The organism is Brevibacterium sp. Z349TD_9 (genome assembly GCF_056173565.1).
The window spans coordinates 1,885,109-1,898,148 of the sequence record NZ_CM149680.1 but is presented as its reverse complement, the minus strand read 5'-3'; the positions used below and the strand labels follow the sequence as shown (position 1 = coordinate 1,898,148).

Genomic DNA, 13,040 nt, shown 5'->3' with positions numbered 1-13,040 from the left:
TAGTTAGGAAGGCTGGGATCCTCGTGCAAAGTCGTCCGCTCGTATCTCCGTGCCCTCTCCGACTGGAGTCATACCGACACGAAATCTAGATAATTGCGTCCTGCATGACCAACATGTGATTCATGATCGACAACTCCTTGACCTTGCCAAGCCCGGGAAAGTGCTGACGCTGATACAGATCGCGGAACCCGTCGATTCCTAGGTTTGTTGGGAGCGACCTTTCGTCAACGAAGTCGATGAGCTTCTCAAGGGCCTCGAAGAACTTCCCAGCCGGGTCATCCTGAGTCTCGTTGCTGTCAGAGCAGAAGTGCTTCAGGCGGACAACATCACCGGATTCATATGTGAAGTGGATAACCACCGCATAGGCAGGCCCGCCGCCGGATTGAAATCCCCTTCCAAGCGTGAGGAAATCGCTGACGCCGAGGTAGCCTGCGCTCTTGTAGCCGGCAACGCGAGTGCTGAAGATCCCCTCTTCACGGCCGACGTACTCTCGATTGCGCGGCAAAGCAGGAAACGGGTCATTCGCCCAAACCACCGGAAGGCCTCCGAGGGGAAGACCATATGACGCCGGGACCGTCCGATCTTCGGCAATGTTCCATCGAACTCCGTGATACGTCGCACCTTGTAGGGTCACGGAGAGATCCAGTTCATGAACGATGTCGAGTGTGAACTCGTGTCCAGCACCCCTGGCCTCACTGATCCAACGTGACATCGCCGCGTGATCAGCGTCAGCATTGGAGAGGACCGCAAGTCCGTGGTGCTTGAGAAGATCATTCTCAAGGTAGTAGTCGCCAAGCCCTCTCCAACTACCCTTCGAACGTAGGTCACCAACCGAGGGGTTAAGGACGAGGTCACAACTGCCTCCCTCGTCGGCTATCGCTCCCAACCTCCGCGTGAAGAGGTCGTTTGGCGCGGCCACCGGCTCGAGAACCGGTACGACACGCGAAGATGCAGCAAAACTTGAGGCGCAGTTACGCACGGCGAAGACCTCATGCTGTCGTGCCCTCAGCCTAGGCATATACATTTGCCACCTCCTGGTTCATCCAATCTTGAAGACTGGATATCTGCTGTCTCGTCGGATCAAGCTTTAAAACGGCGGGCCGCACCGGTTCGGGCAATTTAGCGATCAATGTACGGCCAGCCCGCGGCTTCCGCGCTCTCAGCTGATCGGCTACCGCGTTGTGGAAAATCAGCGGGTCCAGATCTCGGGAAGCTGCTAGTGCGTATGAGAACACCCGCGTGTTCGGGAGATCGGGAACAGTAGAGCCAAGAGCAGACAGGATGGGCTGACCCCGGGATGTAGGTCCAGTCGTTGTGTGAGTCGTCTTGATGCTCGCTGCTGCGGGCAGGAAGACTGGTCTCATCATGACGAACACGAGGAAGCGGCACACGCCTGAGCAGGTCGTGCGCAAGCTCGGACAGGCCGACCGGATGCTGGCCGATGGCGCGGACGTCGCGGCGGTGTGCCGCGAGCTGGGCGTGTCGGAACAGACGTACTACCGGTGGCGCAACCAGTACGGCGGGCTCAAGGCCGACGACGCCAAGCGCCTCAAGGAGCTCGAGAAGCAGAACGCCACCCTCAAGCGTCTGCTCGCTGAAGCAGAGCTGGAGAAGGCGGCGCTGAAGGAGCTGGCAGAGGGAAACTTCTAGGCCCGGGCAGGAGGCGCGCCGCTGTCGCTCACCTCATCGCGAAGATGCGGGTGAGCGAGCGGATGGCGTGCCGGCTGACCGGGCTATCCAGGTCCGCCTACCGGCGCACCCTCAAGGCCGATACCGTCGCCGACCCCGACGCCGCCTTGCGTGAATGGCTGCGCGGTTACGCGAAGAAGCACCCCCGCTGGGGCTACCGGCGCGCGTGCCACGACGCCCGCGGCGAGGGCTGGCAGGTCAACCACAAGAAGATCCAGCGGCTATGGCGCGAGGAAGGCCTACGCGTGCCCCAGCGACGTCGCCGTAAGCGCATCGGCTCCTCGACCACGGACGCCCCCAAGGCGTGCGCCCCGAACGTGGTGTGGGCCATCGACTTCCAGTTCGACGTCGACGAGGCCGGGCGTCCGATCAAAATCGCGTCGATCGTGGACGAGCACACCCGGGTCTGCCTCGGCGGCCTCGTGGAACGCTCCATCACCGCCGACCGTCTCACCGACCATCTCGACGACCTCGTTAAGCTGCACGGACCGCCCGCGGTCCTCAGAAGCGACAACGGGCCCGAGTTCATCAGCCAGGCGATCGCCGACTGGGCCGGCACCCGCACCGGCTTGTCGTACATCCCGCCCGGCTCGCCGTGGCTCAACGGCTACGTCGAGTCGTTCAACTCCCGCCTGCGCGACGAGTGCTTGAACATCAACAGCTTCTACTCACTGCTGCACGCCCAGGTCGTCATCGGCGACTGGAAGGTCGAGTACAACACCGTGCGACGCCACTCGGCGCTGGGCTACCTCACCCCGGCCGACTATGCTCGCCACTGCACCCACGAAATGGAACCCGACGACTCACACAGAGACCGGACCTAACAACGGGGGCGGCCCAAGGACTCTGAGATACTCTGCGCGACGAAGTGACCGCATTAAGACCTCTGAGTCAAGGTATTCACGGCTAAACTCCGCGTTGCGGACAGTCTCCACGCGACCGTTCACATTAAGCCAGTGAAGACCAACAGTCTCGAACTCCCGGGCAGCGAGCAGTCGTTCCACTACGCGCTTTGATGCCATAACAGACACCAAGGGTGCAATTTTCCGGTAATCGTGTAGTTGGCTATCGAGTCGGGAAGTGTTGTCGAGGTCGCTCTTGATCTCGACGGCGTGCAACGAGTCTGTCACGGCCAAGAAGTCGACGATGGAGCGGCCGACCCTGAACTCCGGCAGAAGGATGCCGTCGCTCCACGGGATCATCTGACCGAGAACGGCTCTACGGTAGACGAGATCGTTACGGTAGTGGCGCGAAAGCCATCGGTCGCAACGCCAGATCAGTGTTCGAACGGTGGATGCGCCAATGGCTAGACCACTCTCAACAAGACTTGAAATGGTGCGATTCGCCAACTTCGATGCCGGGCCGTCTCGCATCGCTGAGCGGAGAACGGGAGCCGAAAGCAATGCCGAAGCCGCTGCCGCCTGGCTCTCTACAACGCTCATGATTTGGCCTCGTTCGGGGGTCCGTACATCAGCCAGTCGAGAGTCACGGCCAACTTGGCGTACTGCGTGAGGTAGTAGGACTGCTGACGATAGCTTCGGTTGTTGTTCAGGTACTCTCGCAAGCCCTCACCGTCGCGGGTCTCGTCGAGCAACGACCAAGGGTGGCCAAGAATCCAGTCCTCTCCTTCGCGATCGAGCACGTCTTGAAAGGTCACACCATCCGGGAGAGAGCGTTTTCCCAGGTTCTTGGTTTCTCGGGATATATAGGAATGAATCTTGGATGGGACCTCAAGCTGCGGCAGCAAGCTCCCCGCCTCGTCAAGGAATCCACCTTGCCGGAGATGCTTCCAGTAGGGCACATACCAGTTGCTAGCGAAGGAACTCCCGAACGCCTCCGATATCACCTGGTCACTGGGAAGCCCACGGTCTGGCGAACCAAGCACATCATCAACGAGGTCCCAGCGAGATAGGCCAATGATCCCTTTAACAGTCATCTTGGCACCAACACCGAACACCACGTCGAGTTGATCCGAAGCTGACTCAATGTCGGAAACCTGCACGAGTCGACCGTCAGGATCGTTGCTCTTCACCAGTTCGTAAATCTGATTCTTGAGCTGACGTAGAACACGAGCCGGAAGCGCCCTCTCCTTGATTCCTAGCGCTCGAAAGACGTCGATGAAGTCGGGGACAACAATCTCAAATGCCTCGATTTGACCACCTTCGATCTGCACAGTTCGAGAGCGAATCTCTGGGGAAGCTTCCGAGTCCCAGTTGACGAAAAGTAGGCGCTCCTTAAGCTTGCTCGCGTTGGTGCCACGCATCGCCTTCACCAGCGAACGAAGTATCTCAAGTACGTTGTTGTCACTCAGGCTGTAGCCAAGGAAAACGATCGGGTGCTCGACGAAGAAGGTCATCAGCTTGGCGGCAAGGTACGCATCTCGCTCTTGAAAGTCCTCGTAGTCCTCCCCCGTCAGAACGAGTGAACGCGGCTGCTGCGAGGACCCGTGAATCATGTAGATTTCCGCGATACCTTGTGGATCGGCAAACAGCAACTCATCTTGGCCAGTAAAGACGGTGTAGTCAGGGTAAACAACGGACATCAGCCTGTCGAAGTTGGTCGTTATCACTCCTTCGACGTTTGCGCTCTGCAGGAGCGAGAACTCGGAAGCGTGCTCGGCCGTCGGCTCGAATCCTTCAATCGCTTCTTCGAAATACCTTGCCACTTCGATCTTTAGCGCTGATGAGGGATCAGTAACCTCAGGACCATACCTGTCTCTCGAATCTGAGAATCGCTTATCGGACCACCACACCGAGTAAAACTCATTGGCCAGCAGTGAGGCAGTCTTAGGAAGATCGCCTGAAGCGAGGCCACGGTAGTACTCATACGGGTGGCTAGTAAATGCAGCAAAGTGTCTGAGGAGACCTTCCCAATCGGGCAGATCAGCATACCGTCTTGAAATCCCCGAGCCGATAAACAGGTACGGCGCAGCCATCGTCTTCAGATGAGAGCTGAGGAAGTCGTACGCGGTACCCATGCTACATAGGGTATCTTCCGGCGTCCTCCCGCGTAGTCGGTTCCGTGGTGACACGCCCGGCGGAGCAGTTTTCCACCCGCCACAACGTCGTCACCGAGTGGTTCTCCGCGTGGCGTGTCGTCGCGCGCCTGATGAGGTCGCGGGTCAGAGTCCACGTCGTGGTGTGTTGCCGACGGTCGACTGAGGTCCTCTGTGATCATCGTGTTGAGCACTCGCCTTGATGTGCCGCAACGCATGCTGACCGGCTCGGTACTCGGCCGCTTGGTCAGGGCCACGCACGATGTTCGGGTCGCCCAGCGGTGCCGGGCCGCTGACGTCGTATTGGTAGCGGTACAGCGCGACCGTGGCGGCGTGTGCTTCCCACCGCTCTCGCGCTTCGGGTCGTGAACTCGGCTGGCCGAGCCGCGCCACCCATTCGGCTCCCGCTTCTTGGGCGTCGTGCAGGAGTCCGCGCGCGGCAGCCTCGATCAGCGCCTGCCGCTCGGTGAGCGCGGTCTGCATGTCGTCTGCGATCGGCTCGGCAGGCGTGGAGATGAGTCCGGCAACTCGTACTGTGGTTCGTTTGCCGGGCCGGAGCTTCTGAGTGGCTTGGTCGAGCATGTCGGCCAGCTGCGCGGCGGGGTCGGCCTGGTCTTCGCCGGGCGTGAGTCTCGGTGCGAGCGCGGTGAGCGCGACGGCTGCAAGGTGGCCGGCTGCCTCGTGACGTGCGAGTGCGCTCTCCAAGCGCTCGTAGTAGGGGCTGGTGAACACGTCGTCGGCCACGTTCTCGGGGAACGGCGCGATGTCGAGCAGCGCGGCCCAGCGGTCGATCTGCGCTTCGCGGGCGAGCACGTCGTACTCGGCGAGCAGCGTGGACAGCGAGGCGTGACGGTCTACCTCGAGCGTCAGCGTCTCGGTCGCGGAGAGGTCGGCGTCGCTGCGCGCAAGCACCTTGGCAAGCCGGTCGATCAGGGTCAGCGGCTTCGGCTGGTCGAGATGCGGCTCGACCTCGTGCGGGTCAGGCACGATCACGTAGGCGTGGTTGCGGTGCTTACCGCGCGTCATCGCCACGTAGAACAACTCCCGCGACGAGACTTCGGGGTCAACGAGCGCGTGCGCGGTATCCACGCTGGCTCCCTGGGCACGGTGGACGGTGGAGGCGTAGCCGAGTTCGAGTTCCTCGCGCACGTACTTCGCAGGCAACACGAGCGCCTTGCCGTGGGGCTTGTCGCCGCGCCCCAGCCGCCGCACAGCGAGCGAGCCGTCGTCGTAGCGGTGCGTGACTTGCCAGCGATCACCGTTCTTGACCCATGCCCTGCCGGTGGACAGGCGGCGGTCGTTGAGCCGGGTGACGACGAGATCGCCGACGCCTGCGGTGGTGCCGTCGTGCAGACGCAGACCGTCGGCCTCAACCTGCCCGGTCTCGATGAGGTCGGCGCGGGCGCGCTCGTTGAGTTGGGCGACCATCTCGCCGGTGCCCGCAATCATCAGCGTGCGCAGGCCCGCGTCGCGGTCGCTGCGCCATGCTTCGTAGATCGCATTGAGCATGGCCTCGGCGTCACCGTCCGCCAGCCTGCCGCGCTCCTGGTACTCGTCGAGCGCATCGGTGCGTCCGTGTCGCAGGCCGAGGCTGGCGCTCTTCTCCCAATCGTTGGCGAAGCGGCGCACATCGGTGAGTTCGGGAACGCTCTGACGGTGTCGCACGAGCATCCCGAACGCCCCGCCTGTCTCGACCGCGCTCAGTTGCGCCCAATCGCCGATGAGGACGACCTTGGCTCCGACTTCGGTGGCGTGCTCGGCGATGCGATCGAGCGCGAGGGTTCCGGCAAGCGAGGACTCGTCCACAAGCACGAGCTGCCCGGCTTCGAGGTTCCAGCGTCCGTGATGGTGTTCGTAGAGGAACTTCGCGGTGTTCTCTGCTCGCACGCCGAGGGAGTCGCCGAGCACTTCGGCGGCAGCTGCCGACGGCGCGAGGCCGATCACCGAGTCGCGTCCGTACGCGGCTGTCCATGCCCGGTGCAGAGCGCGTAGCGCGGTGGTCTTGCCGGAACCAGCGGGGCCGACCAGCAGATCGAGGCTCAGCCCGGAACGGGCGATGCGGGTGATAGCGACGGCCTGGTCGGGGTCGAGCCGAACGCCCCTGATCTTGCGAGAGGTATGCCGCGCGACGAGCCGCGCCGTCAATGCTGGCCCGCCGGTGCGCTGGCTGTGTGCGAGTAGGCGCTGCTCGGCGTCGAGGATGTCTTGGCTGGAGTACGCGATCTGATCGACCGGCTGGAACCTGTTGCCCTCGCTCTCGACGTAGTGGGCGGGTAGGGCGCGGTGGTAGTCGGGGGTGAGCCGCAGCGATTCGGCTTCGGCGTGCGCGACGATCTGGTCGAGCACCTGGAGACGGTCGTCGGTGGTTGCGAACCGGACGCCCATGATCTGCCGCATGGTCTCGGCGTGCAGGTTGAAGCGCCCCCAGGTTGCGCGCCGGTTCGCCACGCTCATCAGCACCACCGAGGCGAGATCCTCGATCTGCTCCAGCCCGAGATCGTCCGCGCGCAGCCGGGCTTCGGTCGCACCCCGGTCGAGCAGGTGCTGCGCCCAGGTGGGTGCGTCCTCGCCGAGCACGACCTCGGCACGCGCCCGCCAGTCGGTGGTGAGGTCGGCCAGCGAGTGCAGTTCTTTCTCTGGTCGCGTCTCCAAGGTCGCCTGTTGCCGGAGCTTCGCAATCGTCGCCGCTGAGGGTTGCCTGCCGTGCTCGGCGACGTACTGCTCGATCAGCCGGTTCTTGACCTGCTCGATGCCCGCCCCGCCGTCGCTGCCGCCGGTGGTGCGTCGGGAGAACTCCGCGATCAGCGCCGCCGGTACGCCTTCGATCTCCCATCCGGTGTTGCGGTCTTTGCCCCGGTCGACGGGCACCCACGTCACGCCGAGCAGCCGCGCGGTGTGATCGGTGAGGAAGGCGTTGTACGACTCCGAGAGAGCGACAGCGGCCTTGTGCAGTCGGCGGGAGTCGAGGGTGCGCCAGCGCCCATCTACGCCCTGCACCTTGTTTGACACCACGACGTGCGTGTGTAGTTGCGGGTCGGCGGCTCGGGAGTCGTAGTGGTCGAACGCGGTGGCGATCACGCCCACGATCGGCATCTGCGCGATACCGCCCGCACCGACGCGGGTTGCAGCGACCCGCTGTTCCAGCAACGCGATCGTGTCGCGCATCGCGGCGTGATGCGCCTGCGCAATCAGGGCTTGCGTGCCCGCGTCGGCCACGCCCCAGATCGCGCTGACCGACTTCGGTGGGGAGAACGTCAAGTCGAACCCTGCAACGGCGGTGCGAGGCTTCTTCGCAACCTCTCCCTCACGGATGCGCTCCACAGCCTCGGCCCGCGCCGCGCCACGCAAGCCGGGGTCGAGGCGTGCAACGCGCGCCGCAATCCGCTCGCGTGGGGGTTGCAACGAGGGGAACCTCTTGCCGAGCTTACCGCCAGTGACCGGATGGATGCCGTCACCGAGCAGTCGGGCCAGGTGTTCCTCAGTCACCGTGTCGCCCTCGGCCAGCGCCGGGGTGCGCCCGTCGTCGAGGCTCATCAGGCCGGTGCCGACCCAGGTTCCGGGCGGGCAGCCGGACTCGGTGTAGTACCGGGTCAGCGGGCTGCTCATCTCCCGGTCGCCGTCGCCGACGACGACCGATTTCAGCAGGTACTCGTAGCCCTTGCCGGACGACATGACACGGATGGTCATCACCACGACGGCCCCTCCCCGAGACCGTCACATCAGGGGCGATCTCGGGGGTTAGGTGCGCGCGCAGCGCGCGGCTCGCACTCTTAGTGCCAGACGTGTGGGGGAATCTGAGGGGCGGTCAAGGGAGCGGGAGCGCGGAGGCCCTAGCGCTGGGAGTCGTAGCCGGGGCTGGGCTGACCGGATACGTTCCGCTCTCGCCCTCTGAGTGCCTGAGCCGCGTGACGACAACGACGGCGAGCGGTGGCACTGACTCGCTTCGTCGAAGGGATGCGGCAAGTGAGAGAGGAGTTCCAGAGTTAGTACGGAAGAACGATATAGCGTACTATCGTGCTTATGATCAAGCCTGGTGAGGATTTGAGAGCGGAGCTGGAGGCGCTGTCCGAGCGCATGGCACGGTTGGAAGCGATGGCCGAAAGCCCCGATCGGGCGCGTGATTCTTCACCAATCCTGGATGAGGAGCAGTTCTGGGCTTTGACGGGCTTACAGTCCCAGCTGAACGATCACCCCTCGACAGTCGAGGGGGCGGTCATGCTGGTGGGTTCGCTCAAACTGCCGGATGGTACGCCGGTAGCGTGGCAGCAGGCCGCGGGCACCGCGGGTATTTGGGAGACGGAGTGGTCCGATCAAGCCGCGGCATTCTCTGCGCTCGGGCATCCTGTGCGACTGGAACTGCTGCGCCATATCCTCTCGGGCACGCACGCGACGGCTGATCTTGCCGAGGTTGCGTCTCTCGGCACGACCGGACAGCTGCACCACCATCTCCGGCAGCTTGTCGCAGCGGGCTGGGTCAAGCAGAGCGGTCGCGGGAATTACGAGGTGCCCGCGGCGCGGATCGTGCCGCTGCTGGCCTGCCTGGTGGGGGCGGGGCGATGAAACGAGCAGTGCTGGCGCTGTACCGCGTGCGAATCCCGCTCTACTACCTCGCGGCAGTGGTCCTCATCGGCAACGCAGTCTTGGGGCGCTTCATGAGTGCCGGAGGTGTTCGTGAGGTGTGGCTCGCTGCTGTGTTCGCCGCTCTCGCACTTGCCGGTCTCTGTCTGATGCTGGTGTTCCTGGCACCGCGACTACTCCCGGACTCTCCGGTCCGGGTGGTCGAGCCACCAGTGCGAGGCCGGTGGTTGGGGATGAATAGTCCAGCCTCGAAGGTTCCTAGCCACGGTGTGAGGGCCTATGGGCAGGCTTATGCCATCGATATTGTCGCCGACCCGGTGGCTGAACCGCGCCCGGAGTTCGGTGGCGCGATGATGCGGCTACCGAGTGCGTATCCTGCGTTCGGTGAGCCCGTATTCGCGATGGTCGACGGGGAGGTCGTACGCGCTTCAGGATGGCGCAGGGATCACCGGGCCCGCTCCAACGGTTGGGGCATCGTCTACATGATGATCGAGGGCATGATCCGCGAAATCGGCGGGCCAGGGTTCGTCATCGGAAATCACGTCACCATCCGCAGTGGCGATGGCGCATACGCGACTGTCGCACATCTGCAGCAGGGATCGCTGACCGTGAAGGTCGGTGACCGGGTGACTGCTGGCACGGTCATCGGAGGCTGCGGGAACTCTGGCAACACCAGCGAGCCGCATGTGCATGCGCAACTCATGGACCGCGCCTCACTTTGGACCGCACAGGGCCTCCCGATGAGCTTCTCCGGCATCACGCTCGACAACCATCCCGAGGCCGTTGACGCGCTCCCAGCGAACGAGCAGCATATGACAGCGACAGGAGAGCGCCACGAAGCATTGCCGGCTATTCACCGTTGAGCGTGGAGTCCCTGTTGGTGGGGGATCCTGCGGCGTCGGCGTGTCTGCCTGACGCTGGTACCCAGAATACGTGATTGGTAGTTCCTCTGGTTGCGGAATCCGCGGCCAGTACGCTTGATCTGTTTGATCCCGGTGTTCGCGGATTCGGTCCTGGCGTTGGTGACCTGGGTGCGGACGAAGACCTTGATCTCGGTCCACCAGTTCGCGACCGTGGCGGCGAGCTTATCGGTCTCGACCATGTCAGCGGCGGTGACCGCCATTTCGAAGTCGATCCGGGCGTTCTGGGCTGCTGGGATGTCCTTGGCGGCCAGCATGGCCCGCAGGCGCTCTTTGACTGCCCAGGCAGCTGCGACCTGCTCGAAGTCGGCGTCGGCGAGGACTTCTTCGAGCCGGTGCAGCCCAGCATCGGTGAGTCGGTCTCCGGCTCTTAGCAACAGCATCCGGTGAGCCCACACGGAGTCTTCTTTGCGGCCTCTGCGGCCCAGGACTTCGCGGGTGACTCGTTGACGGACTTCGGTGAGCATCTGGTTACCGAGGCGGACTACGTGCCAGTGATCAACGCTGATCTCCACCGCCGGCAGCACCTGGCGTACGGCGTTGCGGAACGCGCTGGAGGGATCGATCGCGACCACCTGCAGCTGCTCCAGCCACGCCTGGGAGCGTTGCTTCAGCCAGCGGGTGATGTTCGCGCTGGAGCGGCCGTCGACGACGCCGAGGATGTTGCCGGTGTCGGCGTTGACGAAGGTCGACATCCACGGTTCGACCCGGCACCACTGAGCAGTCTCGGGGTGCTTGAACCACTTCGCTCGAGCGAAGCGGTGCTCATCGATCCCCAGCGCCCGCACCGGCACCAGGTCCGGGTCAGGGATAGTGAGCGTATCGGCTACTACTGCGGCGTTGATCGTTGCCCAGCCCAACCGGTGACGGGCACAAGCCCGCCAGATCGGCATCCCCTCATCCAGCACCGACTCGACAGCGGCGGCCTTCAACCGGGCGGTGCACCGGGCACGGAAGGGCAGCTGGCTGGTGACCTGAGTGAAGGTCCGCCGAGCACAGGCAACCTCGGTGCACAGGAACCGAGGCTTGATGACTATCAGCTCGATGTTCTTGCCGCCGACGCCGAGGTCTTTGACCTTCTGGCGGGTGCGCTGATGCACCCGGGCCGAGATCACCCCACAGTCAGGGCAGGCCGCCTCACTGCTGTTGGCCGCGGCGATGACCCGGCGGCCACCCATCGGCAGATCACACGCTGAGAGCACCTGGTAGCCGTCGAGGTTGAACACCACCGAGGCCGGATCCCGAAAGAGCTCGGCAGTGCTGCTGGCAGTGGGCAGGGACAGGTCAGTGCCCGTAGGCTGGAACATGGCTCGCGTCCTTCGGTAGACGATGTGATTCTTCGCAGAACCCATCATCCAACAAGGGCGCGAGCCCCTTGACTCACGACACCTCCACGCTTAACCGCGAATGGCCGCATTGCCACGTTAGGTGTTAGGAAGCCACGGCGTGTTGGAGGACTTGGAATGCGACGGCGACGACAAGGGCGTTGTAGAAGAAGGAGACCACGCCGTGGATGAGGACGAGTCGTCGAGCGGGGAGGGTTTTGAGTGTGGCGTCTGAGGTGGCGAAGGATGTTCCGATGGTGAAGGAGAAGTAGAGGTAGTTGAGGAAGACGGGGCGGTCGTTGCCGGGGAAGGTGATGGCGTCTTGGTCTGAGGCGATGTCGGTGGCTTCATACATCTGCGCGAAGCCGGTGTGCAGGAGTGTCCAGGACAGGACGACACCGATGGATGCGGCGACGCCGAGCAGGGCGTCGTTGTGGATGCCGTCGCCGCGGGCGATCAGGGCGAGCACGGCGGAGTTGACGCCGGCGAAACTGGAGATGAGGGGAAGAACCCACGACCATCGTGCGACGGCGCGGACGTCGCCGCGGGAGACTCGGGAGGGGCGTTTGCCGCTCCAGGCGAGGGTGAACCCGATAGCGAGGTAACCGGTCGCGAGTGCTTCCCAAGCGATCAGCGCCCAGAGTTCGCTGGAGACCACGTAAACGAGGCTGGCGACGATGATGCAGATTTCTGCGACCGCGCCGACCCAGAACCCTCCGCGGGAACGTGTACGTGCCATCGGCTCCTGCTTTCGTGTCGGGTGGCGTGGTCGGTCTGCCGGTGTTCGGCGACGATCGCGTGCCGTAGGCGGGAACGGGCCGATGCGACCCATTGTCCCATCGAGGGTTCCGGGCTTGAAGTCCTGGAGCCCGGTGCTCGTGTCGTGGTCTTAGGTGGCGGTGCCCGAGTACAGGTAGACGCCTAGGGCTTCAGGTTTGCCGTCGAGGACGAGGTTCATGTCTTCGGAGGCGGTGCGGGTCATGCCCTGCTTCTCGTAGAACTGGAAGGTGCACAGGGAGTCGGTGTAGAGGTAGAAGTCGCTGCGTCCGAGGCTGCGGAGGTGGTCGAGGTAGTCGCGGTAGAGGGTCTTGCCGATGCCGAGTCCGCGGGTGCTGGAGTCCACGGCGAAGAGCGTCAGTTCGTCGGTCAGCGGGCTCGGGGTTTTCTTGCGCAGCTCACCGTATACGCGGTCGAAGGCGAAGTATTGGCGCATCGACTTCCACTGGGGCAGGCCGAGGATGCCGGCGCGGAGCGTGTGCGCCAGGGTCAGGAGTCGGTTGGTGAATCGGCCGCCGAGGCGTGGCTGCCCGTCGACTTGGCCCATGATGATGCCGACGACACGTTCGTCCTGGACCGCGACGCGGGTCCAGGTGCTGGCCAGGAGGCGCTCGCGCAGGTAGATCTCCAGCGCACTGTCAAGGACCAGGCGGCCGGTGACGTAGCGGTGGATGTAGAAGGCTTCGTTGATGATCTTCTTGATGTCCTCGGCGTCTTGCGGCTGGTAGGGGCGGTAGACGATGTTGGTCATGGCGT

The 13,040-nt window shown here is 63.6% G+C and carries 10 protein-coding genes; 3 read left to right on the top strand and 7 right to left on the bottom strand.

From position 1 onward, the window contains the following. Positions 1–85 precede the first annotated feature (85 nt). Complete coding sequence (locus AC0VYB_RS08865; protein WP_101556367.1) at positions 86–1,018, bottom strand: sce7725 family protein; 933 nt, start codon at positions 1,016–1,018, stop codon at positions 86–88. A gap of 347 nt (positions 1,019–1,365) precedes the next feature. Here AC0VYB_RS08865 and AC0VYB_RS08860 point away from each other — a divergent pair. Continuing rightward, positions 1,366–2,513 (top strand): IS3 family transposase gene (locus tag AC0VYB_RS08860; protein ID WP_100227560.1). Its coding sequence is split into 2 segments (ribosomal slippage): positions 1,366–1,636 and positions 1,636–2,513, totalling 1,149 coding nucleotides; the frame shifts between segments, so codons are not numbered across the junction. Here AC0VYB_RS08860 and AC0VYB_RS08855 read toward each other — a convergent pair. The 3 genes from AC0VYB_RS08855 to mobF form a co-directional block, all read right to left on the bottom strand. Further along, complete coding sequence (locus tag AC0VYB_RS08855) at positions 2,493–3,131, bottom strand: sce7726 family protein (RefSeq protein ID WP_475385240.1); 639 nt, start codon at positions 3,129–3,131, stop codon at positions 2,493–2,495. The two genes, AC0VYB_RS08860 and AC0VYB_RS08855, sit on opposite strands and share 21 nt — an antisense overlap. Continuing rightward, positions 3,128–4,666, bottom strand: coding sequence for an SIR2 family protein (locus AC0VYB_RS08850; protein ID WP_080695011.1), 1,539 nt, complete (start codon positions 4,664–4,666; stop codon positions 3,128–3,130). The genes AC0VYB_RS08855 and AC0VYB_RS08850 overlap by 4 nt, the downstream gene beginning before the upstream one ends. A 144-nt stretch (positions 4,667–4,810) precedes the next feature. Then, entirely contained in the window at positions 4,811–8,371 is a 3,561-nt protein-coding gene (gene mobF / locus AC0VYB_RS08845) for a MobF family relaxase (protein ID WP_231728764.1), read from the bottom strand. Positions 8,372–8,704: 333 nt separating this feature from the next. On the opposite strand from mobF, the gene AC0VYB_RS08840 reads away from it, so the two are divergent. Further along, the gene (locus AC0VYB_RS08840; protein ID WP_052001286.1) at positions 8,705–9,244 is read left to right on the top strand and encodes an ArsR/SmtB family transcription factor; all 540 of its coding nucleotides are present in this window, start codon (positions 8,705–8,707) and stop codon (positions 9,242–9,244) included. Then, a complete protein-coding gene (locus tag AC0VYB_RS08835) occupies positions 9,241–10,125 on the top strand; it encodes a M23 family metallopeptidase (protein ID WP_475385239.1) in 885 nt (294 codons plus the stop codon). The genes AC0VYB_RS08840 and AC0VYB_RS08835 overlap by 4 nt, the downstream gene beginning before the upstream one ends. Here AC0VYB_RS08835 and AC0VYB_RS08830 read toward each other — a convergent pair. The 3 genes from AC0VYB_RS08830 to AC0VYB_RS08820 all read right to left on the bottom strand — a co-directional run bounded on the left by AC0VYB_RS08830 (position 10,116) and on the right by AC0VYB_RS08820 (position 13,035). Then, on the bottom strand, positions 10,116–11,489 hold the full coding sequence (locus AC0VYB_RS08830) for an ISL3 family transposase (protein ID WP_318604081.1): 1,374 nt from the start codon (positions 11,487–11,489) through the stop codon (positions 10,116–10,118). The two genes, AC0VYB_RS08835 and AC0VYB_RS08830, sit on opposite strands and share 10 nt — an antisense overlap. 124 nt (positions 11,490–11,613) lie before the next feature. Further along, positions 11,614–12,246: a DUF1345 domain-containing protein gene (locus tag AC0VYB_RS08825; RefSeq protein ID WP_052001289.1), complete on the bottom strand. Its 633-nt coding sequence runs from the start codon at positions 12,244–12,246 to the stop codon at positions 11,614–11,616. A 150-nt stretch (positions 12,247–12,396) separates the two neighbouring features. After that, entirely contained in the window at positions 12,397–13,035 is a 639-nt protein-coding gene (locus AC0VYB_RS08820; RefSeq protein ID WP_036340964.1) for a GNAT family N-acetyltransferase, read from the bottom strand. Positions 13,036–13,040 lie beyond the last annotated feature (5 nt).

Excerpts from the sequence above, each read along its gene's own strand:
- AC0VYB_RS08865 (WP_101556367.1), bottom strand. The coding sequence starts at position 1,018 with ATGCCTAGGCTGAGGGCACGACAGCATGAGGTCTTCGCCGTGCGTAAC.
- AC0VYB_RS08855 (WP_475385240.1), bottom strand. The coding sequence starts at position 3,131 with ATGAGCGTTGTAGAGAGCCAGGCGGCAGCGGCTTCGGCATTGCTTTCG.
- AC0VYB_RS08850 (WP_080695011.1), bottom strand. The coding sequence starts at position 4,666 with ATGGGTACCGCGTACGACTTCCTCAGCTCTCATCTGAAGACGATGGCT.
- mobF (WP_231728764.1), bottom strand. The coding sequence starts at position 8,371 with ATGACCATCCGTGTCATGTCGTCCGGCAAGGGCTACGAGTACCTGCTG.
- AC0VYB_RS08840 (WP_052001286.1), top strand. The coding sequence starts at position 8,705 with ATGATCAAGCCTGGTGAGGATTTGAGAGCGGAGCTGGAGGCGCTGTCC.
- AC0VYB_RS08835 (WP_475385239.1), top strand. The coding sequence starts at position 9,241 with ATGAAACGAGCAGTGCTGGCGCTGTACCGCGTGCGAATCCCGCTCTAC.
- AC0VYB_RS08830 (WP_318604081.1), bottom strand. The coding sequence starts at position 11,489 with ATGTTCCAGCCTACGGGCACTGACCTGTCCCTGCCCACTGCCAGCAGC.
- AC0VYB_RS08825 (WP_052001289.1), bottom strand. The coding sequence starts at position 12,246 with ATGGCACGTACACGTTCCCGCGGAGGGTTCTGGGTCGGCGCGGTCGCA.
- AC0VYB_RS08820 (WP_036340964.1), bottom strand. The coding sequence starts at position 13,035 with ATGACCAACATCGTCTACCGCCCCTACCAGCCGCAAGACGCCGAGGAC.